The sequence below is a fragment of the Kosakonia sp. AG348 genome, from assembly GCF_003337365.1.
Taxonomy (GTDB): Bacteria; Pseudomonadota; Gammaproteobacteria; order Enterobacterales; family Enterobacteriaceae; genus Kosakonia.
Genome location: NZ_QPJR01000014.1, coordinates 1 through 20,033 on the forward strand (window position 1 = coordinate 1; position 20,033 = coordinate 20,033).

General features: G+C 54.6%; 19 protein-coding genes. 4 read left to right on the top strand and 15 right to left on the bottom strand.

Features of this window, described 5'->3' with window-relative positions:
- Positions 1-147: 147 nt before the first annotated feature.
- Genes hemG through pepQ form a run of 4 tightly spaced genes read right to left on the bottom strand, consistent with a single transcriptional unit; the run spans position 148 to position 4,140 of the window.
- Entirely contained in the window at positions 148-690 is a 543-nt protein-coding gene (gene hemG, locus DFO56_RS23080; RefSeq protein ID WP_045512977.1) for a menaquinone-dependent protoporphyrinogen IX dehydrogenase, read from the bottom strand.
- 11 nt (positions 691-701) lie between these two features.
- Positions 702-2,153: a Trk system potassium transporter TrkH gene (trkH, locus tag DFO56_RS23085; RefSeq protein ID WP_020456050.1), complete on the bottom strand. Its 1,452-nt coding sequence runs from the start codon at positions 2,151-2,153 to the stop codon at positions 702-704.
- Between the two features lie 41 nt (positions 2,154-2,194).
- Positions 2,195-2,809: an IMPACT family protein gene (locus tag DFO56_RS23090; protein ID WP_020456049.1), complete on the bottom strand. Its 615-nt coding sequence runs from the start codon at positions 2,807-2,809 to the stop codon at positions 2,195-2,197.
- Positions 2,809-4,140, bottom strand: a complete 1,332-nt coding sequence (gene pepQ, locus DFO56_RS23095) for a Xaa-Pro dipeptidase (protein ID WP_045512975.1) — start codon at positions 4,138-4,140, stop codon at positions 2,809-2,811. Before pepQ ends, DFO56_RS23090 begins: the two co-directional genes overlap by 1 nt.
- A gap of 189 nt (positions 4,141-4,329) precedes the next feature.
- Between pepQ and fadB the strand changes: the two genes are divergently transcribed.
- Positions 4,330-6,519 (top strand): fatty acid oxidation complex subunit alpha FadB, encoded by a 2,190-nt coding sequence (fadB, locus tag DFO56_RS23105; protein ID WP_045512973.1) that lies wholly within the window; start codon positions 4,330-4,332, stop codon positions 6,517-6,519.
- Between the two features lie 9 nt (positions 6,520-6,528).
- A complete protein-coding gene (fadA, locus tag DFO56_RS23110; RefSeq protein ID WP_045512971.1) occupies positions 6,529-7,692 on the top strand; it encodes an acetyl-CoA C-acyltransferase FadA in 1,164 nt (387 codons plus the stop codon).
- A gap of 463 nt (positions 7,693-8,155) precedes the next feature.
- Here the strand turns inward: fadA and fre are convergent, their stop codons facing one another.
- Both fre and ubiD read right to left on the bottom strand, forming a co-directional pair.
- Positions 8,156-8,857 carry an NAD(P)H-flavin reductase gene (fre, locus tag DFO56_RS23115; protein ID WP_045512969.1) on the bottom strand — a complete coding sequence of 234 codons (702 nt, stop codon included), beginning with the start codon at positions 8,855-8,857 and terminating at the stop codon, positions 8,156-8,158.
- Positions 8,854-10,362 (bottom strand): 4-hydroxy-3-polyprenylbenzoate decarboxylase, encoded by a 1,509-nt coding sequence (ubiD, locus tag DFO56_RS23120; RefSeq protein WP_161796288.1) that lies wholly within the window; start codon positions 10,360-10,362, stop codon positions 8,854-8,856. The genes fre and ubiD overlap by 4 nt, the downstream gene beginning before the upstream one ends.
- 170 nt (positions 10,363-10,532) lie before the next feature.
- Between ubiD and rfaH the strand changes: the two genes are divergently transcribed.
- Positions 10,533-11,021 carry a transcription/translation regulatory transformer protein RfaH gene (gene rfaH / locus DFO56_RS23125; RefSeq protein WP_017459761.1) on the top strand — a complete coding sequence of 163 codons (489 nt, stop codon included), beginning with the start codon at positions 10,533-10,535 and terminating at the stop codon, positions 11,019-11,021.
- Between the two features lie 8 nt (positions 11,022-11,029).
- On the opposite strand, the gene tatD is transcribed toward rfaH, so the two are convergent.
- From tatD to udp, 9 genes are all read right to left on the bottom strand, one after another.
- On the bottom strand, positions 11,030-11,812 hold the full coding sequence (tatD, locus tag DFO56_RS23130; RefSeq protein WP_199496505.1) for a 3'-5' ssDNA/RNA exonuclease TatD: 783 nt from the start codon (positions 11,810-11,812) through the stop codon (positions 11,030-11,032).
- A gap of 42 nt (positions 11,813-11,854) precedes the next feature.
- Positions 11,855-12,619 carry a Sec-independent protein translocase subunit TatC gene (gene tatC / locus DFO56_RS23135; protein WP_020456043.1) on the bottom strand — a complete coding sequence of 255 codons (765 nt, stop codon included), beginning with the start codon at positions 12,617-12,619 and terminating at the stop codon, positions 11,855-11,857.
- 2 nt (positions 12,620-12,621) lie between these two features.
- Positions 12,622-13,146 (bottom strand): Sec-independent protein translocase protein TatB, encoded by a 525-nt coding sequence (gene tatB, locus DFO56_RS23140; RefSeq protein WP_045512964.1) that lies wholly within the window; start codon positions 13,144-13,146, stop codon positions 12,622-12,624.
- 3 nt (positions 13,147-13,149) lie between these two features.
- Positions 13,150-13,413, bottom strand: coding sequence for a Sec-independent protein translocase subunit TatA (gene tatA / locus DFO56_RS23145; protein WP_020456041.1), 264 nt, complete (start codon positions 13,411-13,413; stop codon positions 13,150-13,152).
- A 116-nt stretch (positions 13,414-13,529) separates the two neighbouring features.
- On the bottom strand, positions 13,530-15,170 hold the full coding sequence (gene ubiB / locus DFO56_RS23150) for a ubiquinone biosynthesis regulatory protein kinase UbiB (RefSeq protein ID WP_020456040.1): 1,641 nt from the start codon (positions 15,168-15,170) through the stop codon (positions 13,530-13,532).
- A complete protein-coding gene (locus DFO56_RS23155; RefSeq protein ID WP_020456039.1) occupies positions 15,167-15,772 on the bottom strand; it encodes an SCP2 domain-containing protein in 606 nt (201 codons plus the stop codon). Before DFO56_RS23155 ends, ubiB begins: the two co-directional genes overlap by 4 nt.
- A gap of 11 nt (positions 15,773-15,783) precedes the next feature.
- Positions 15,784-16,539: a bifunctional demethylmenaquinone methyltransferase/2-methoxy-6-polyprenyl-1,4-benzoquinol methylase UbiE gene (gene ubiE / locus DFO56_RS23160; protein ID WP_020456038.1), complete on the bottom strand. Its 756-nt coding sequence runs from the start codon at positions 16,537-16,539 to the stop codon at positions 15,784-15,786.
- Between the two features lie 66 nt (positions 16,540-16,605).
- Complete coding sequence (rmuC, locus tag DFO56_RS23165) at positions 16,606-18,063, bottom strand: DNA recombination protein RmuC (RefSeq protein WP_044489543.1); 1,458 nt, start codon at positions 18,061-18,063, stop codon at positions 16,606-16,608.
- A 135-nt stretch (positions 18,064-18,198) separates the two neighbouring features.
- A complete protein-coding gene (gene udp, locus DFO56_RS23170) occupies positions 18,199-18,960 on the bottom strand; it encodes a uridine phosphorylase (protein ID WP_020456036.1) in 762 nt (253 codons plus the stop codon).
- Positions 18,961-19,219: 259 nt separating this feature from the next.
- Between udp and DFO56_RS23175 the strand changes: the two genes are divergently transcribed.
- Positions 19,220-20,026, top strand: a complete 807-nt coding sequence (locus DFO56_RS23175) for a dienelactone hydrolase family protein (RefSeq protein WP_020456035.1) — start codon at positions 19,220-19,222, stop codon at positions 20,024-20,026.
- Positions 20,027-20,033: the final 7 nt, after the last annotated feature.

A 20,033-nucleotide genomic window follows, 5' to 3' on the forward strand; every position in this document is an offset into this window, starting at 1 on the left:
TTTATTTTCAGATTGCTTCACCTGACAGGCCGGTGTGTTTGCCGTTGTGCCGTGTCAGTGGAGGCGCATTATAGGGAGTTAATTCCCGCTGACAAGCATAAATTTAAAAAAAGTTTTCGTTCGCTTAATTTTCAGTCGCAACGGCCGCTAATCGGTCGATTCGCACTTTAATTGAGCGATTTCGCGGGCAAAACTCGCCACATGCTGCCAGTTGGTATAGACAACTTCCTTAGTAGGATCCGTTTCGCCACCGGTCATCTTCATAATCAGTTGAATCATCAAGCGGTCATACCAACGATAATGTGGATAACGCAACGCACCGGCAAATACCGCGCACTGATCTGGCTGCCACGGTGAAGAGAGCAAAAATTTACGGGTATAGTTATTGGTTTGCGGAGAGCTTTTCTCAGGCTTACGCGCAACAAGGTTAACGGAGTAGAACGCGCTCGGTAGCGCATTCAGCTGCTGCAGATGCTTTTTCACGAAGCTCGCCAGCGCCGGGTGGAAATGGCCGTAACGGATAGATGCACCAATCACCACGCGCTCGTAGTTATCCCATTCAATATCTGGCGTACGGTTCAGGTTCACCACATCAGCATAGACACCAAGCTCTTTCAGCTCGGACGCCAGATAAGAGGCGATTTCCCGCGTTTGCCCATCCCGGGTCGAAAATAGAATCAATGTTTTCACGTCACACTCCCTTATTCGCGCCAGAAAGTTGGGGTAAACAGTACCAACAATGTGAAGACTTCAAGGCGACCAAACAGCATATTCGCGATGAGGATCCACTTCGCCACCGGGTTCATGCTCGCGAAGTTATCAGCAACTACGCCCAGCCCTGGCCCCAGGTTATTCAGCGTGGCGACAACGGAAGCAAAAGCAGAAAAGTCATCCACGCCTGTGGCGATAATCGCCAGCATGCTGACAATAAACACCAGCGCATAAGCAGAGAAGAACCCCCACACTGCTTCAAGAATACGTTCCGGCAAAGCGCGATTCCCCAGCTTAATGCTGTAAACCGCATTCGGGTGCACCAGACGTTTCAGCTCGCGGTTACCCTGTTTGAACAGCAGCAATATACGGATCACTTTCAAACCACCACCGGTAGAACCCGCACAGCCACCAATAAACGCCGAACACAGTAGCAACACCGGCAAGAACAGCGGCCAACGCGCAATACTGTCAGTGGTAAACCCGGCAGTGGTCGCCATCGACACCACCTGAAAGAAAGCCTGATTCACCGTCGTTACCGCAGAGCTGTAAACATCGTGGAACCACAGCACCACGGTGCAGATCACCACCAGCGTCAGTTGCACGCCGATAAACATTCTGAATTCAGGATCGCGCCAGTAAACTTTCAGGCTGCGCCCGCTCAGCAAAGAGAAGTGCAGGCCGTAATTACAGCCGGAGATCAATAAGAAGATAGCAATGATGGTGTTAATGGTGGGGCTATTGAAATAACCCACGCTGGCATCATGTGTCGAGAAGCCGCCAATGGCGATGGTCGCGAAGCTATGGCCGATGGCGTCAAAAGCGGGCATCCCGGCAAACCACAGCGCCAGCGCGCACGCTACGGTCAGCAACACATAAATAAGCCACAGCGTTTTTGCCGTTTCGGCAATACGCGGGCGCATTTTGTTATCTTTCAGTGGCCCTGGCATCTCCGCGCGGTAAAGCTGCATCCCCCCCACGCCAAGAATCGGCAGTATCGCGACCGCCAACACAATGATCCCCATCCCACCAAACCATTGCAGCATCTGGCGGTAGAAGAGGATGGCATGCGGCAACGAATCCAGCCCCACCAGCGTGGTGGCCCCGGTTGTCGTCAGGCCAGAGAAGGATTCAAAAAAGGCGTCGGTCACCGTCAGGTTCGGGCTTTCCGAGAAAATAAACGGCAGCGCACCCACACTCCCCAGCACGGTCCAGAACAGCACGACGATCAAAAAGCCTTCGCGGGATTTCAGTTCCTTTTTCTCCCGACGGTTTGGCCACCACAGGATGGAGCCAATTACCAACGCAGCGAAAAAGGTCTGGGTAAATGCACGACCCGCACCATCGCGGTAAATAAGGGCTACCAGTCCGGGTAAGATCATCGTTCCGGAAAAGAGGATAACCAGCAGTCCAACGATTCGGGTTATGGCGCGAAATTGCATCTCTGCCGCTTCCTTAGGTGTTCAGAAAATCAGGTGGGGGATTATTCTTCAGTTTTTAACAATTGCAATGCGCCACGACTAAAATCCGCAAGCCTTGCTGAAAATGCGTCCAGTCTGCTGTGAGGAAGCGCCACTCGCAGATGCACGGAGGCCTGATACTCGCTTGCGACAATTTTCCCCTCAAATTGCCCAAGCAGCGTTTCAACTCCGGCGAGCTGTGCGTAATCGCACCACAAAGTATATTCGGTTAATGGCATTTTGCGGACGGTGGTTAACAGGCTTAACGCCTGCTGCACCCCGCCGCCATAAGCTTTCACCAGCCCACCGGTTCCCAGCAGCACGCCGCCATAATATCGCACAACTACGGCGGTAATTTCGCCGATACCGCTGCCCATTAACTGCGAGAGTATCGGTTTACCCGCCGTGCCTGCCGGTTCGCCATCGTCAGAAAAGCCTAACTGCTGCGAATCATCCGGCGCGCCAGCGACCCACGCTACACAGTGATGACGCGCGTCCGGATGTTCCGCCCGAACCGCGTCAACAAACGCTTTTGCTGCGTCAACACCGTCCGTATGCGCCAGCAGCGTAATAAAGCGGCTCTTTTTGATCTCCTCGCTAAAGGTGACCGGTGCCGCCGGGATCAGCCAGCTCTCCATTACGCCAGCTTCTGGTCCCGCGTCATGTTTTCAATACCGTTTTCGTGGATAACCAGGTTATCTTCAATACGAATGCCGCCAAACGGTTTCAGCGCATCAATCTTCTGCCAGTTAAAGTGCTTGCTGAGCGGGCCCTCACGCCACGGCGCTAACAGCGACTCAATAAAGTAAATACCCGGCTCGATGGTCAGCACCATGCGCGGTTCCATCACACGCGTGCAGCGCAGATACGGGTATTTCGATGGCGCAGCCAGATGCGTACCGCTGTCGTCTTGCATAAAACCAGCGACATCATGCACTTGCAAGCCAAGCGGGTGACCAATACCGTGCGGCATAAACGGCCCGGTAATGTCCTCCTCAACCATGGCTTCTTCACTGATATCGGTGATGATTTGGTGGCGACGCAGCAACTTCGCGATGCGCTGATGGAACTGCACATGGTACTCCACGTAATTGACACCCGCTTTCATGGTGGCAATCAGCGCCAGTTGTTCATCATTAACGTCTTTCACCAGTTGCGCGTAATCGGTGTCGCTGTTCGCCGCCCAGGTACGGGTCAGGTCAGCGGCATAGCCGTTGTACTCCGCGCCAGCATCCAGCAAGAAACTGCGCATTTCCGCCGGTGCGCGGTGGTCGAGCCTGGTGTAATGCAGCACAGCGGCGTGTTCGTTCAGCGCAACAATGTTGCCATAAGGCACGTCAGTATCGCGATGGCCGGTGGCGGTCAGATAGGCGAGGTTGATGTCGAACTCGCTCATGCCGGACTGGAACGCTTCATGCGCGGCGCGATGACCAATCACCGCCGTCTTCTGCGCTTCACGCATGCACGCCAGTTCATAATCGGTTTTATACGCGCGGTAATAGTGCAGATAATCGATCACCCCTTTCGGGTTGATATTGCTTGCCGCGATATCAAGACTCAACGCGCGTTCCGCAACAGGCCCAATATAAGCGATGTTGCCACGTGCGGCTGGCAGTTGGTTGCCAATACCGTCCGCTTTTGGCAACGCAATAACGTCAATCTCTTCGGTCCAGAAACTGGTCGGCAACGGCTCTACGTTGTGCCAGTAGTCCACCGGCAAGTAGAACCACAGCTTCGGTTTATTCACACCATCAACCAGCAGCCAGCAGTTCGGCACCTGCGTTACCGGCACCCAGGCTTTAAATTGCGGATTCACTTTAAACGGATAAGGGTGGTCATCAAGAAAGACGTTAAACAACTCGCCGGAGTGAATAAGTAATGCGTCGAGTTTAAACCGCGCCAGCACATCACGGGTGCGTTCCTGCAAAGTAACAATATGATTTTTATAAAGTTCAGCCAGTGAGTCCATCGTTTTTCCTTCTGTTTCTTGTGACCTCAAGTTTTCGCATCTTAGCACACCTGCCCGCAACTGAGTGATTTCCGCCGAGCGTGATCGGCGCTGCATTTTTTTAATGAGTTATTTGCATTTTATTAACATAAAAACCACACTCCGCTTCATCTGGTACGACCAGATCACCGCTGGATTCAGGAGACTGACATGCTCTACAAAGGCAATAACCTGTACCTCGACTGGCTGGAAGACGGCATCGCCGAACTGGTGTTCGATGCGCCTGGCTCAGTTAACAAGCTTGATACCGCTACCGTCGCCAGCCTTGGCGAAGCGGTAGGCGTGCTGGAAAAGCAATCAGATTTAAAAGGGCTGCTGCTACGCTCGGAAAAAGCGGCCTTTATTGTCGGTGCCGATATCACCGAATTCCTCTCCCTGTTCCTGGTTCCGGAAGAACAGTTGAGCCAATGGCTACACTTCGCCAACAGCGTCTTTAACCGTCTGGAAGATCTGCCCGTTCCGACGATCTCCGCCGTAAATGGCTATGCCCTCGGTGGCGGCTGCGAATGTGTGCTGGCGACAGACTACCGCTTAGCCACGCCGGATCTGCGCATTGGCCTGCCGGAAACCAAACTCGGTATTATGCCGGGCTTTGGCGGATCGGTGCGTATGCCACGTTTGCTGGGTGCCGATAGCGCACTGGAGATCATCGCCGCCGGGAAAGATGTCGGCGCGGAACAAGCGCTGAAAATCGGCCTGGTCGATGGCATCGTCAAACCGGAGAAATTGCGCGATGGCGCGGTGGCGATCCTGCGTCAGGCGATTAATGGCGATCTCGACTGGAAAGCCAAACGCCAGCCGAAACTGGAGCCGTTGAAGCTGAGTAAAATCGAAGCCGCCATGAGCTTTACCATCGCCAAAGGCATGGTGATGCAAACCGCCGGAAAACATTACCCGGCGCCGATCACTGCGGTTAAAACCATTGAAGCCGCCGCCAGATTTGGCCGCGAAGAAGCGCTGAAGCTGGAAAACCAGAGTTTTGTTCCGCTCGCACATACCAACGAAGCCCGCGCGCTGGTCGGCATTTTCCTCAATGACCAGTATGTAAAAGGCAAAGCGAAGAAACTCACCAAAGATACTGAAACGCCAAAACATGCTGCTGTGCTGGGTGCAGGCATTATGGGTGGCGGTATCGCTTACCAGTCGGCCTGGAAAGGCGTGCCGGTATTAATGAAAGATATCAATGAGAAATCCCTCGCGCTTGGCATTAATGAAGCGGGCAAGTTGCTGAATAAGCAGCTTGAACGCGGCAAGATCGATGGCCTGAAGCTGGCGAACGTGATTGCCACTATTCAGCCAACACTGGAATACGCTGGTTTTGAGCGTGTCGATGTGGTGGTTGAAGCGGTGGTAGAAAACCCGAAAGTGAAAAAAGCAGTGCTGGCGGAAACTGAAGACAAGGTTCGCCCGGATACCGTTTTGGCCTCCAACACCTCCACCATTCCCATCAGCGAACTGGCAAGTGTGCTGAAGCGGCCGGAAAATTTCTGCGGCATGCACTTCTTCAACCCGGTGCACCGTATGCCGCTGGTTGAGGTCATTCGCGGCGAAAAAACCTCTGACGACACCATTGCGAAAGTGGTGGCCTGGGCGAGCAAAATGGGCAAAACGCCGATTGTGGTCAACGACTGCCCCGGCTTCTTTGTGAACCGCGTGCTGTTCCCCTACTTTGCCGGTTTCAGCCAGTTGCTGCGCGACGGCGCGGATTTCCGCAAAGTCGACAAAGTGATGGAAAAACAGTTCGGCTGGCCGATGGGCCCGGCTTATCTGCTGGATGTCGTTGGCATTGACACCGCACATCACGCGCAGGCAGTAATGGCGGCTGGATTCCCGCAGCGGATGCAGAAAGATTATCGCGATGCGATTGACGCGCTATTCGACGCTAACCGCTTTGGACAGAAAAATGGCCTCGGTTTCTGGCGCTATAAAGAAGACAGCAAAGGCAAACCGAAGAAAGAAGAAGACAGCGCCGTGGACGGTATGCTGGCGGAAATCAGCAAAGGCAAACAGGATTTCAGCGACGACGACATTATAGCGCGCATGATGATCCCGATGGTCAATGAAGTGGTGCGTTGCCTTGAAGAAGGCATTATCGCCAGCCCCGCAGAAGCAGATATGGCGCTGGTTTACGGCCTGGGCTTCCCTCCGTTTCACGGCGGTGCGTTCCGCTGGCTGGATACGCTCGGCAGCGCGAAATACCTCGATATGGCGCAGCATTATCAGCACCTTGGCCCGCTGTATGAAGTGCCGGCCGGGCTGCGTGAAAAAGCGCGCCACAACGAACCTTACTATCCTGCGGTTGAACCTGCGCGCCCGGTGGGCGATTTGAAAACGGCTTAAGGAGTCACAATGGAACACGTTGTCATTGTCGATGCGATTCGCACCCCGATGGGCCGTTCAAAAGGCGGCGCATTTCGCAATGTGCGGGCGGAAGATCTTTCCGCTCACCTGATGCGTAGCCTGCTGGCGCGTAACCCGGCGCTGGACGCCGCCGCCATCGACGACATTTACTGGGGTTGTGTGCAGCAGACGCTGGAACAGGGCTTCAACATTGCCCGTAACGCCGCGCTGCTGGCTGAGATCCCACATTCTGTACCCGCCGTAACGGTTAACCGTCTTTGCGGCTCCTCAATGCAGGCGTTGCACGATGCCGCGCGTATGATCATGACCGGCGATGCGCAGGTTTGTATGGTCGGCGGCGTGGAACATATGGGCCATGTACCGATGAGTCACGGCGTTGATTTTCATCCGGGCATGAGCCGTAACGTCGCGAAAGCGGCGGGAATGATGGGGCTTACCGCGGAAATGTTATCGCGCATGCACGGCATCAGCCGTGAAATGCAGGATGCCTTTGCCGCTCGCTCCCATGCCCGCGCCTGGGCCGCGACGCAATCCGGTGCGTTTAAAAATGAGTTAATCCCTACCGGCGGCCACGATGCGGACGGTGTACTGAAACAGTTTACCTATGACGAAGTGATCCGCCCGGAAACCACGGTCGAAGCACTGTCAACGCTGCGCCCGGCCTTTGATCCGGTAAGCGGCACCGTTACCGCTGGCACCTCTTCCGCGCTGTCAGACGGTGCATCAGCCATGCTGGTGATGAGCGAGAGCCGCGCCCGTGAGCTAGGTCTGAAGCCGCGCGCGCGCATTCGCTCGATGGCGGTGGTTGGCTGCGATCCGTCGATCATGGGCTATGGCCCGGTTCCGGCCTCTCAACTGGCGCTGAAAAAAGCCGGATTGACCGCCAGCGATATCGACCTGTTTGAGATGAATGAAGCGTTTGCCGCGCAGATCCTGCCGTGTATTAAAGATCTGGGCCTTATGGAGCAGATCGATGAGAAGATCAACCTCAACGGCGGCGCGATTGCGCTTGGTCACCCGCTGGGCTGCTCAGGAACACGTATCAGCACCACGCTGCTGAACCTGATGGAACGTAAAGACGCACAATTTGGTCTGGCGACCATGTGCATCGGGTTAGGTCAGGGGATCGCTACGGTGTTTGAACGTGTTTAGCGCTTCAGGCAGGAAAAGTGCTATCTCAATACCATGAACGCCAGAGCAAGGCAGCAACAGAGCGGATCCCCGGCACGCAGCCGGGGTGAGCAAAAGCAGCCAGCAGTGCGGATGGCGATTAGGGCAAAGAGAAAAGATCTGTCAAGCCATTGGTGCCAGAGCAAAGCGGCAACTGAGTGAATACCCGGCACGCAGCCGGGGTGAGCGAAAGTAGCCAACACGCGATGGCGTCAAGGGTAAAGAGAAGGTTTAGTTGCCGTTCTTCCCGCCTGTCAGGGGCGGGTTTTTTATTTCTGTTATCCGGCAGGCAACCACCGCATAGAGTAAAGAGAAAAGGCGATATCAAAGCCGCTGGCGGCAGATCAGGGCAGGAATAAATCATTCCCCGGCAGCATAGTGAACTATGTGGCCGGGGAAAGCGAAGGCAGCCAGCGCGGCCAGAGTGACAAAGGTGAAGACAGGCTTAGATAAACGCAAACGCATCGCCAAATAGGCGATCTTCACGCGCACCGCGCTCATTACAGAACAGATCGCGGGCAATTTTCGCCATCTCGAAACGGCCTGCAATATAGATATCGTGCTCGGCCAGCGAACCGAAATCCTGCAATACCGCAGCCAGCACGGTGCCAGAGCGGCCGCGCCAGCCCGCTTCCGGCTGCTCAACGACGGGCACAACACGCAGATTCGGATGATCTACCGACAACGCTTCCAGCTCGCTTAAATCGTAGAGATGTTTCTCTTCGCGACCACCCCAGTAAATGGTGATGTCACGATTCGGGTTTTGCGCCAGAGAAGTCAGCAAAATAGAGCGGACATACGAGAAGCCGGTACCACCGGCAATCAGCACCATCGGACGCTCTTCATCGTCACGCAGCCAGGCATCGCCGTGCGGAATATCGATAACGATTTCCCGATCTTTCAGAATGCGATCCATCACCGCCATCGCGTAGAGATTCAGCTCAGACGCGCCAATATGCAGTTCGATAAAATCATGCTGATCCGGCGTCGAGGCCATAGAGAACGGGCGCTTGTCTCGCTCATCCATCACCACCATCAGATACTGGCCCGCGCGGAACGAAAAAGCCGCCTCCGGCACTAAACGGACACGATATACGGTATCAGTGATGGCCTCTACCGAGGTCACTTTACAGCTTAAGGTTGTCATGCGCTCTCTCTGTCGGGTCTATTTTCGTCGTTCAGTATGGCCAGTTCATCCCAGATGGCGTCGATTCTTGCCGTAACTTCCGGGTTTTTCTTGATGGGGCGACCCCATTCACGCTGGGTCTCGCCCGGCCATTTATTGGTGGCATCCAGTCCCATTTTGGAGCCCAGTCCGGAAACCGGCGAGGCAAAATCCAGATAATCAATCGGCGTGTTTTCCACCAGAACCGTATCCCTCGCAGGATCCATTCGGGTGGTAATCGCCCAAATAACGTCATTCCAGTCGCGGGCGTTCACATCGTCATCGCACACGATCACAAATTTGGTGTACATAAACTGACGCAGGAAAGACCAGACGCCCATCATCACGCGCTTGGCGTGACCGGGGTACTGTTTCTTCATGGTGACTACCGCCAGGCGATAGGAGCACCCTTCCGGCGGCAGGTAAAAATCAACGATTTCCGGGAACTGCTTTTGCAGGATCGGCACGAACACTTCGTTTAGTGCCACGCCCAGCACTGCCGGCTCATCTGGCGGACGGCCAGTATAAGTGGAGTGGTAAATCGCATCTTCGCGCTGCGTAATATGGGTAACCGTAAACACCGGGAAATTATCAACTTCGTTGTAATAACCGGTGTGATCGCCATACGGCCCTTCCGGCGCCATCTCACCTGGCTCAATATAGCCTTCCAGCACGATTTCTGCACTGGCGGGAACTTCAAGATCGCTTGATACGCACTTCACCACTTCGGTTTTTGTGCCGCGCAGAAGCCCGGCGAAAGCATATTCAGAAAGCGTATCCGGCACCGGCGTTACCGCACCAAGGATGGTTGCCGGATCGGCGCCCAGCGCCACAGCAACCGGGAAACGTTCGCCAGGATGCGCTGCCTGCCACTCCTGGAAATCGAGCGCACCGCCGCGATGGGAAAGCCAGCGCATGATTAATTTGTTTTTACCGATCAGTTGTTGGCGATAAATACCCAGGTTCTGCCGCTCTTTGTGCGGGCCACGCGTCACGGTCAACCCCCAGGTGATCAGCGGCGCGGCGTCTTCGGGCCAGCACTGCATAATCGGGATGTTGCGCAGATCCACGTCATCACCCTGCACTACTTTTTGCTGGCAAGGAGCACCGCGCAGACGCTTTGTCGGCATGTTCAGCACTTGCTTAAACTGCGGCAGTTTATCAAAGAGATCGCGAAAACCTTTTGGCGGCTCCGGTTCTTTGAGAAACGCCAGCAGTTTGCCCACGTCCCGCAACGCGCTGACATCCTCTTGCCCCATGCCCAGCGCTACGCGGCGCGGCGTGCCAAATAAGTTGCACAGCACCGGCATGGTGTAACCTTTGGGATTTTCAAATAACAACGCCGGGCCACCCGCACGTAGCGTGCGATCGGCTATTTCCGTCATTTCCAGATAAGGGTCAACCGGAAGAGTGATGCGTTTCAGCTCGCCCTGCTGCTCAAGCAGGGTCAGGAAGTCGCGTAGGTCGTTGTATTTCATGCGGTCTATTATCGCCTCCAGGTAAGGGGCATATTATACGGTGTTCGCCCGGCGGTTGCTGTATTTTTGTTAAATCTGCGTGAATTACAACGACATCTTTTGGCGCAGGTTATAATCAACTTAGCCATTATGCTGCGGTTTTGATATTCTTGCGCCCGAACTTACGGAAAAGAGTCATTATGCGATCCTGGTATCTACTTTACTGCAAACGTGGCCAGCTCCAGCGCGCCCAGGAACACTTAGAACGCCAGGCGGTCAGCTGTCTGACGCCTATGATTGCACTGGAAAAAATGGTGCGCGGCAAACGCACAACAGTGAACGAACCTCTTTTCCCGAACTATTTGTTTGTGGAGTTTGATCCTGAGGTGATTCATACCACCACGATCAACGCCACGCGCGGCGTCAGCCATTTCGTCCGCTTTGGTATGCATCCGGCAACCGTTCCGCAATCCGTCATTCAGCAACTTTCGCTCTATCAGCCAGAAGGGATTACCGATCCTGACACGCCTTATCCAGGCGATGATGTGGTGATCACCGAGGGCGCACTCGAAGGTTTACAGGCAATCTTTAAAGAGCCGGACGGCGAGGCGCGCTCCATGCTCTTACTCCACCTGCTTAACAAGCAGGTACTGCAAAGCGTCAAGAACACCGATTTTCGCAAGGCGTGAGCGTCGCGTTAAAAATCCACGCCGAATAATCGCCGCACGTTTTGATCCGTTACTGAACCCAGCCACTGAGCCTCTTCCCCACGAAGCCCGGCAACTGTGGCAAGAATATGCCCTAACAGGGCCGGTTCATTACGCCGCGACGCAGGCTTTGGTTTGAGATCGCGCGGCAACAAGTAGGGCGCATCGGTTTCAATCAATAGCTGCCCGGCGGGGATCAGCGGAACCACTTCACGTAATTCCAACCCGCGACGTTCATCGCACACCCAGCCGGTAATGCCTAAGTAGATGCCGCGATCGAGACACTCTCGTGCTTCCTGCGCCGAACCGGTGAAACAGTGCAGCACCGCACCGGGCAACTTATCCAGCCACGGATCCAGTAGCGCCAGGAACCGTTCATGCGCATCGCGGCAGTGCAGAAACACCGGCATGTTTAGCTCGGCGGCCAGCGACAGCTGCGCACCGAAAGCGTACTCCTGCTCCTGAGGCGTCGAAAAATTGCGGTTGAAATCCAGCCCACATTCACCCACGGCAACGACTTCCGCTGTAGCGGCCAGCGTGCGGATCGCCTCTGCGGTTTCATCGGTCCAGCCACTACTGTCATGCGGATGCACACCGGCAGTGGACCAGCAATGACGATAGCGTTGAGCAAGTTGCTGTGCCTGCTGGCTTTCATGCAGGTTAGTTCCGGTAATGAGCATACCCGCCACACCCGCCGCTTGCGCCCGTGCCACGATCTCATCCCGGTCTTTTGCAAACTGGCTGCTGGTTAAATTCACACCGATATCAAACATGTTTTTTCCCATACAACAACCGCCCTGACGGGCGGCTGGTAATTACTCTTCGCTGGTTTCTGTTTCGTTCTCTTCATCCGGAATGCGGCGCTTGCCGACGTAGAAGCGAGCAAAAAAGACGCCGACTTCGAACAGGCAATACATCGGTATTGCCAGTAAGGTCTGCGAGAAGACATCCGGTGGCGTTAACAACATACCAATAACGAACGCGCCAACCAAAACGTACGGACGTTTTTGCCGCAAGTCCGCAGGCGTGGTCACGCCCATCCAGCACAGCAGCACGATAGCAACCGGCACTTCAAACGAAACGCCGAAAGCCATAAACAGCGCCATCACGAAGCTAAGATAACTGGCAATATCGGTAGAAACCTGCACGCCTTCCGGCGCGGTGTGTGTCAGGAAACCGAAGGCCAGCGGGAACACTACGAAATAGGCGAATGCCATGCCGATGTAAAACAGCAACGAACTGGAAACCAGCAGTGGCACCACCAGACGACGTTCATGCTTGTATAACGCCGGAGCGACAAACGCCCAGACCTGATACAAAATGACCGGCGCGGAAAGGATCAGCGACACCATAAAGGTCAGTTTGATCGGCGTAAAAAACGGCGAGGCCACGTCGGTGGCGATCATCGTCGCGCCCAATGGCATCTGCTTGATGAGCGGTGCGGAAACCAGTTGGTAAATATCATTCGCGAAGTAAACCAGCGCGAGGAAAATCACGATAACTGCGATAATGCAGTTCAGCAGACGCTTACGCAGCTCAATAAGGTGTGCGATCAGCGGTTGGGTATCGTCTACAGCCATGTTCAGGATTTATCACTTGAAGAAGGTGTGGAGTCGGAAACCGGCGAGGCCGTTTGCACCGTGGTAGTCACCTGCGGCGCTTTTTTCGTTTCTGCAGCATCGGGGACTTGCTGTGGCGAACTGGCCTGATTTTCAGCGGCGGCAGGCGTAACGCCTTCATGCTGCGCTTCGTTATCTTTCACCACCGGGTTATGGATGGTATGAGCTTCATCACTGGCTTTTTCGGCATCGTTAGCGCTATAGGAGCGCTTCATCGATTCCGCCGCCTGGCGCAGCTCATCCATCGACTGCTTTAACTCTGGCGTCAGGTTTTCCAGGCTCGCTTTTTCCACCTTTTTCAGGCTGTCCTGGAACTCCTGTAGCTTCAGTTCCTGCGTCAGTTCATTCTGCACCGTCGTTGCCAGCGAGCGCAGCGCGCGGACCCAGCCCGCTACAGTACGCACTGCCACGGGTAGCCGTTGCGGCCCTAATACCACGAGGCCAATGATGAAAACGAGTAACAGTTCGCCAAAACCTATATCGAACACGAATTACACCTGCTCTTTGTCGTGACGTTTTTCGTCTTTTTTAGCGTCGTCGGATGTCTTGCTGTCGGAAAGAGACGTTGCCGTAAAATCCGCATCTTGTGCCGATTTATCCTGCTTTTCCTCTTTATCGTCATCACCCATAGCCTTTTTGAAGCCTTTGATGGATGCGCCAAGGTCTGAACCTATAGAACCGAGCTTTTTGGTGCCAAACAGCAGCACAACGATGACCGCAATAATCAACAACTGCCAAATGCTGATACCACCCATACATAGTCCTCTGTAACAGATGATGTTAAAAACAGGCCTCAGTATACACTTTATCCATTAAGCTGCCTCTTTGTTGACAGCTTCTGTGCACCAGGCCCACCCGGGCGGCGTTTCGCTTAACGTGTTTTATACCAACCCACAAACCAGGCCAGGACGCCACCAACCATTAGCCATGCAGGCGTTAAACCCCACTCTGGTCGATTAATCAGTAACAGCGTACCGCTCAGTAAGAGCGTCGCGCCAATACCAAACAGATAGCGTGATTGCCCCTGGCGCACATGATTTGCCTGTAATTCACTGGCAATCTTATCCACGCTTTGCTGCAAATGCTTGCCTTGCTGCAACCCGTTGTAGATCAGTTCAGGAATTTCCGGCATTTTCTCGATCCAGAATGGGCCTTTCTCTTTCAACGCTCTGACCAGCGCTGGAATACCCACCTGATCTTTGATCCACGTTTCAAGGAAAGGTTTCGCGGTTTTCCATAAATCCAGTTGCGGATAGAGCTGACGGCCGACACCTTCGATATAGAGCAATGTTTTCTGCAACAGGACCAGTTGCGGCTGCACTTCCATATTAAAGCGACGTGCCGTATTGAAGAGGTTGAGCAGCACATGCCCAAAGGAGATTTCCGCCAGCGGCTTTTCAAAGATCGGCTCACAAACGGTGCGAATGGCAAACTCGAACTCTTCTACATTGGTATCCGGCGGAACCCAGCCTGAATCCACATGCAGCTCCGCCACTTTGCGATAGTCGCGGTTAAAGAAGGCAATAAAGTTTTCCGCCAGGTAGCGCTTATCTTCTTTGTTCAGCGAACCGACAATACCGCAGTCAATACCGATATATTGCGGATCTTCCGGGTGATCGTAGCTGACGAAAATATTGCCAGGGTGCATGTCGGCATGGAAAAAGCTGTCGCGGAAAACCTGGGTGAAAAAGACCTGCACACCGCGTTCGGCCAGCAATTTTAAATTGGTGCCGTTTTTCTCCAGCGCCGCCACATCGGAAACCGGAATGCCGTAAATACGCTCCATTACTAGCATATTTTGGCTGCAATAATCCGAGTAGATTTCCGGCACGTACAGCATTGGGCTGTTTTCAAAGTTGCGGCGCAACTGGATCGCGTTAGCGGCTTCACGCAGCAGATCCAGCTCATCTATCAGCGTCTTCTCATACTCGCGCACCACTTCACGCGGGCGCAGGCGACGACCATCCGGTAACAGGCGTGGAACCCAGCCCGCCAGGCGGTAAATCAGTTTCAAATCCGCTTTGATCACCGGCAGGATGTCCGGGCGGATGACCTTAATCACCACCTCTTTGCCACTCTCTTTCAACCGTGCTGTATGCACCTGCGCAATGGACGCAGAGGCCAACGGTTCGATGGCGAAGTCATCAAACCAGGTTTCCACCGGCAGATCACCCATCGCTTTTTCAATCTGCTTTTTGGCAAGATGACCATCGAAAGGCGCAACGCGGTCCTGCAACATTGCCAGTTGATCGGCAATCAGCGGCGGGAATAAATCGCGGCGAGTAGACAACATTTGCCCGAACTTAATCCACACCGGCCCCAGTTCCTGCAAGGCAAGACGCAGGCGTTCCCCAAGCAATTTTTCTTTGTGCCGGTTTGGCATCCAGAACAGCGTCCGCCGCCATAACCGCAGCGGCAGAGTGATACGCATTTTGGGAATGAGCTCATCAAGCCCGTAACTTAAAAAGGTTTGGATGATGAAATAGAGGCGCCGTAATTCTCCAGGCGTCATTTGCCCTCCAGTTTATCCAGGCGTTTGGCTAAGGCATCCGCAGCCCTTTCCACAGCAGCCGTTTCTTCAGCAAACCAGGCAACTTCCAGTGCGCCCGGCGCAAGGCGCCACTCTTCCGTCAGCACTTCAGCGACATAGCGTTGCTGGCGTTGAAAACCGTGTTGCAGAAAGCGTGCCCCGCCGCGCAGGAATTTACTGATCCCCTCAGCGGCGATATCGCCTGTCCATGGTGCGAGGATCTCGGCAGGATCGAATTCCGCCAAATCCATCAGCGAAACCAGGTTTTGCACCACCTGGATATCGCCCTGCACTTCCAGCTCGCCGCTGCGAATAAGCGCAGTCAGCTGCTGGCGGTCACGCAGCTTCGGCAGTACCCGCAGTTGCGTAATCACGGAACAGTCGGCCTCACCTTCCCACTCGCCTAATACATCAATCTGGCGCTCACTGAACACCAGCACAAAGGGGGAAGAGAACTCTTGCAGCACTACGCGCAACACCTTGCCATGCAAACGCTGGCGCGCGGGTTTCAGCGCGCCTTCACGGTATAAAAACGTATTCAATACACGTTCAATTCCGGCGGCAACCATCGGCTTAAAAGGCATACGCACTCCTGTCAGAATTTGTAGCCACGGTGCAGAGCAACGATACCGGCCGTCATGTTGTAGTAATCGACGTTTTCGAAACCGGCGTCCTGCATCATCGCTTTCAGGGTGTCCTGATCGGGGTGCATACGGATGGATTCAGCAAGATAGCGATAGCTTTCCGCGTCGTTTGCTACCAGTTGACCAATACGCGGCAGGACGTGGAAAGAGTAAGCGTCATAGGCTTTGCTCAGCGGTTCAATAATTGGCTTGGAAAATTCGAGCACCAGCAGGCGACCGCCCGGTTTCAAAACGCGGAACATGGAGCGCAGCGCTTTCTCTTTTTCCGTCACGTTACGCAGACCAAACGAGATGGTGATGCAGTCGAAAGTATTGTCCGGGAACGGCAAGGCTTCAGCATTTGCCTGCACATACTCTACGTTACCGATCACACCGAGGTTGCGCAGTTTCTCGCGCCCCATTTTCAGCATCGAGTCGTTAATATCTGCCAGCACAACCTGGCCGGTTTCACCCACCAGGCGGGAGAACTTCGCCGTCAGATCGCCCGTACCACCGGCCAGATCGAGAACTTTCTGCCCGCGACGCACGCCGCTGCAATCAATGGTAAAGCGCTTCCATAAACGGTGAATGCCCATCGACATCAGATCGTTCATGACATCATATTTTGACGCGACCGAATGGAAGACATGCGCCACCATGTCGGCTTTGTTTTCTTTGGCGACGGTCTGAAAACCAAAGTGTGTTGTCTCTTTTGAATCTTCCGCCATCTTAGTGCCTGCTATTCAAGAAATTGTTTGTGAAGTGTATCAGATTGGAGGCGATTGCCCTACGATTCAACCACCCGAAGAAGCCTTCGATTCGGGCTCCTCGTCCGCGGCCATGCTCTCTAATGCATTGTCTTCAAAGCAATCGAGGGAATCGTTTTGCCCGGAACGCAAACGAAACTCTTCGTCCTGATCCTGTGCTTGCGCCGCCAATTCCGGATTAATCTCGCGTTTGATTTCGACACCGAGCCCGCGAAACGCCTCGGCCTGGGCCAGCAGATTGCCGCGCCCGGAACTCAGTTTTTTCATTGCCTGACGGTAATTGTCCTGCGCTTTATCCAGACTCTGGCCAATGGATGACATGTCGTCAACGAACAGGCGCATTTTGTCATACAGGCGGCTCGCCCGCTCCGCGATCTGCTGCGCATTGCGGCTTTGGTGTTCATACCGCCACAGGTTGGCGATGGTGCGTAGCGCCACCAGCAGTGTCGTCGGGCTGACCAGCATAATGTTATTTTTCAGCGCTTCGGTGATCAGTTCGGGCTGCCTGTCGAGCGCAATCAAAAAGGCCGGCTCCACCGGGATAAACATCAACACATAATCCAGGCTCCGCAGCCCCGGCAGTTGCTGGTAATCCTTACGACCAAGCAAGCGAATATGGTTGCGTACCGAGGCGATATGTTCCTGTAACGCGCCTTCGCGCGTAAAGTCGTCGTCGGCATTGAAGTAACGTTCATAGGCGACCAGCGTCATTTTGGCGTCGATTACCACGTCTTTGCCCTGCGGCAGACGCACGATCACATCCGGCTGCATTCGCGCGCGATGGTCATTTTCAATACTGACCTGGGTTTCGTATTCATAACCTTCACGCAGACCAGAGGCTTCCAGCACGCGGGTCAGCACCACTTCCCCCCAGTTACCCTGGGTTTTGTTATCGCCTTTCAGCGCGCGCGTAAGGTTAATCGCTTCCTGCGCCATCTGGGCATTGAGCTGTTGCAGATTGCGAATTTCATGCGCCAGCGTATGCCGTTCACGCGCTTCCTGACCAAAACTCTCCTGCACCTGGCGACGAAAGCCATCAAGCTGCTCGCGCAGCGGCGTTAGCAGACCGTTCAGACTTTGTCGGTTTTGTTCATCGACGCGGCGATTACTCTGCTCAAAGATGCGGTTAGCGAGATTTTCGAACTGCTCGCTCAAGCGCTGCTCGCTGCTGTGCATCTGGCGCAGCTTCTCTTCGGCATGTAACTGGGTAGCTTCCAGTCGGGTCGTCACTTCGCGCAAATCAGCTTCCAGCGAGCTATTGATATGTTGCAGGCTGCGCAGCTCGTTATTGAGCAGCTCGCACTCTTCGCGCCAGTGTTCATTTTGGGTTATCTGCTGCCGGGCGGCGCTCAGTTCGCTAAAGACATCTCGCTGCTCCGCGAGCAGATCCGCCTGCTGTTGCGCCCCGCGCCAGCTCGCTGCCAGCCAGCCGACCAGTAAACCCGCCAGCGCAACGGCTGCCATGACGATGATTGAAGTGTCCACCACGTCCCCTTAGTGATAACGCATATAGCGGAGGATTGTGCTGTATAAACGTCCAGTTTGGAAGGGGTTTTCCTGCGAAGCAGTACGCAAAAAGAAAAGGCCGAACGTGTCGGCCTTAGCAAACGGGGAGGTGAATTACAGAAGACGACGCGCCGCTTCCACCACGATTTTCACCGCGTGACTTTCGGTCTGCTTCATGGTTTCCGCATTCGGGATCTCTTGCTGGGTGCGGTTTACAATCACACCGGCAACCATACCGGCACGCAGCCCCTGGCTTGCGCACATGGTCAGCAGCGTGGCGGATTCCATTTCATAGTTCATCACGCCCATGGATTGCCACTCTTCCATGGAACCTTTAAAGCGGCTCACCACGCGGCCAGAGAAGGTGTCGTAACGCTCCTGGCCTGGGTAGAAGGTGTCAGAAGAGGCAGTCACGCCGATATGTTTCGTTGCGCCAATCGCATCCGCTGCGGCAACCAGCGCAGTAGTGCACTCAAAATCCGCCACCGCCGGGTACTCCATTGGCGCAAAGTGCAGGCTCGCGCCATCAAGGCGCACGGACGCGGTGGTGATCAGCACGTCGCCAACATTGATGTGCGGCTGAATCGCACCGGTGGTGCCCACACGCAGGAAAGTGCGGATGCCAAGCTGCGCCAGTTCTTCTACGGCGATAGAGGTTGACGGGCCGCCAATGCCGGTGGAACAAACGATAACCGGTTTGCCATCCAGCTCTGCGCGCCAGCTGGTGAATTCGCGGTGGGATGCCAGTTTGACCGGCTTATCCATCAGCGCGGCGATCTTTTCCACACGCTCCGGATCGCCAGGGACGATGGCCAGCGTAGCCCCTTGTAAATCGTTTTTGGTGAGGCCGAGATGAAAAACATCAGACTTGGACATAACAGACTCCTCTGTGGTCGGTTTTATCAGTAGAGGCAAAAAGATACTTTACAGAAGGCACGGACATAATTTCGTGACTGATATCACCATGAATGAAACTGATTGCAGTTCATTTCCATAAATTAGTGACTTACATCACATTAACACGACACATCCCACAACTCAGCAGCAAAGATAGTCTACGGCACGGTGATTTGCGCGCGCGGCAGGCCTTCCCGTCTATAGTTATTGAAGCGCTAAAAAAGGTATGGAGAATGCCATGACAACCAACAACACACCAGGCTTTGCACCTGCGGCTTCACCCCTTGCTTCAACCGTTGTTCATACGTCGGAAGACGCCTTAATCGCAGGCGAAACGTCTATTCCGACCCAGGGCGAAAATATGCCCGCTTTTCACGCCCGACCGAAAAATGCCGAAGGTCCCTTGCCGATTGTCATTGTGGTACAGGAAATTTTCGGCGTGCATGAACATATTCGCGATCTGTGCCGCCGTCTGGCGCTGGAAGGCTACCTCGCCATCGCGCCGGAGCTCTATTTCCGTCAGGGCGATCCGAATGATTTTGCCGATATTCAAACCCTGCTGAGCGGCCTGGTAAGCAAAGTACCGGACGCGCAAGTGCTTGCCGATTTGGATCACGTCGCCAGCTGGGCGGCGCGTAACGGCGGGAACGCTCACCAACTCTTAGTGACCGGTTTTTGCTGGGGCGGGCGTATCGCCTGGCTGTATGCCGCGCACAATCCGCAGTTGAAAGCCGCCGTCGCCTGGTATGGCAAGCTGGTGGGGGAAAAATCACTTAATTCTCCGCGCCATCCGGTGGATATTGCCACTGAACTTACCGCGCCAGTGCTCGGTTTATATGGCGCGCAGGATACCGGCATTCCGCTGGAGAGCGTGGAAACCATGCGCCAGGCGCTGAGAGCCGCGAACGCCAAAGCGGAAATCATCGTCTACCCCGAAGCGGGCCACGCGTTTAATGCGGACTATCGTCCGAGCTATCACGCAGAATCCGCCGCTGATGGCTGGCAGCGGATGCTGGCATGGTTTGCGCAGTACAGTAAAAAGTGACGGTGTG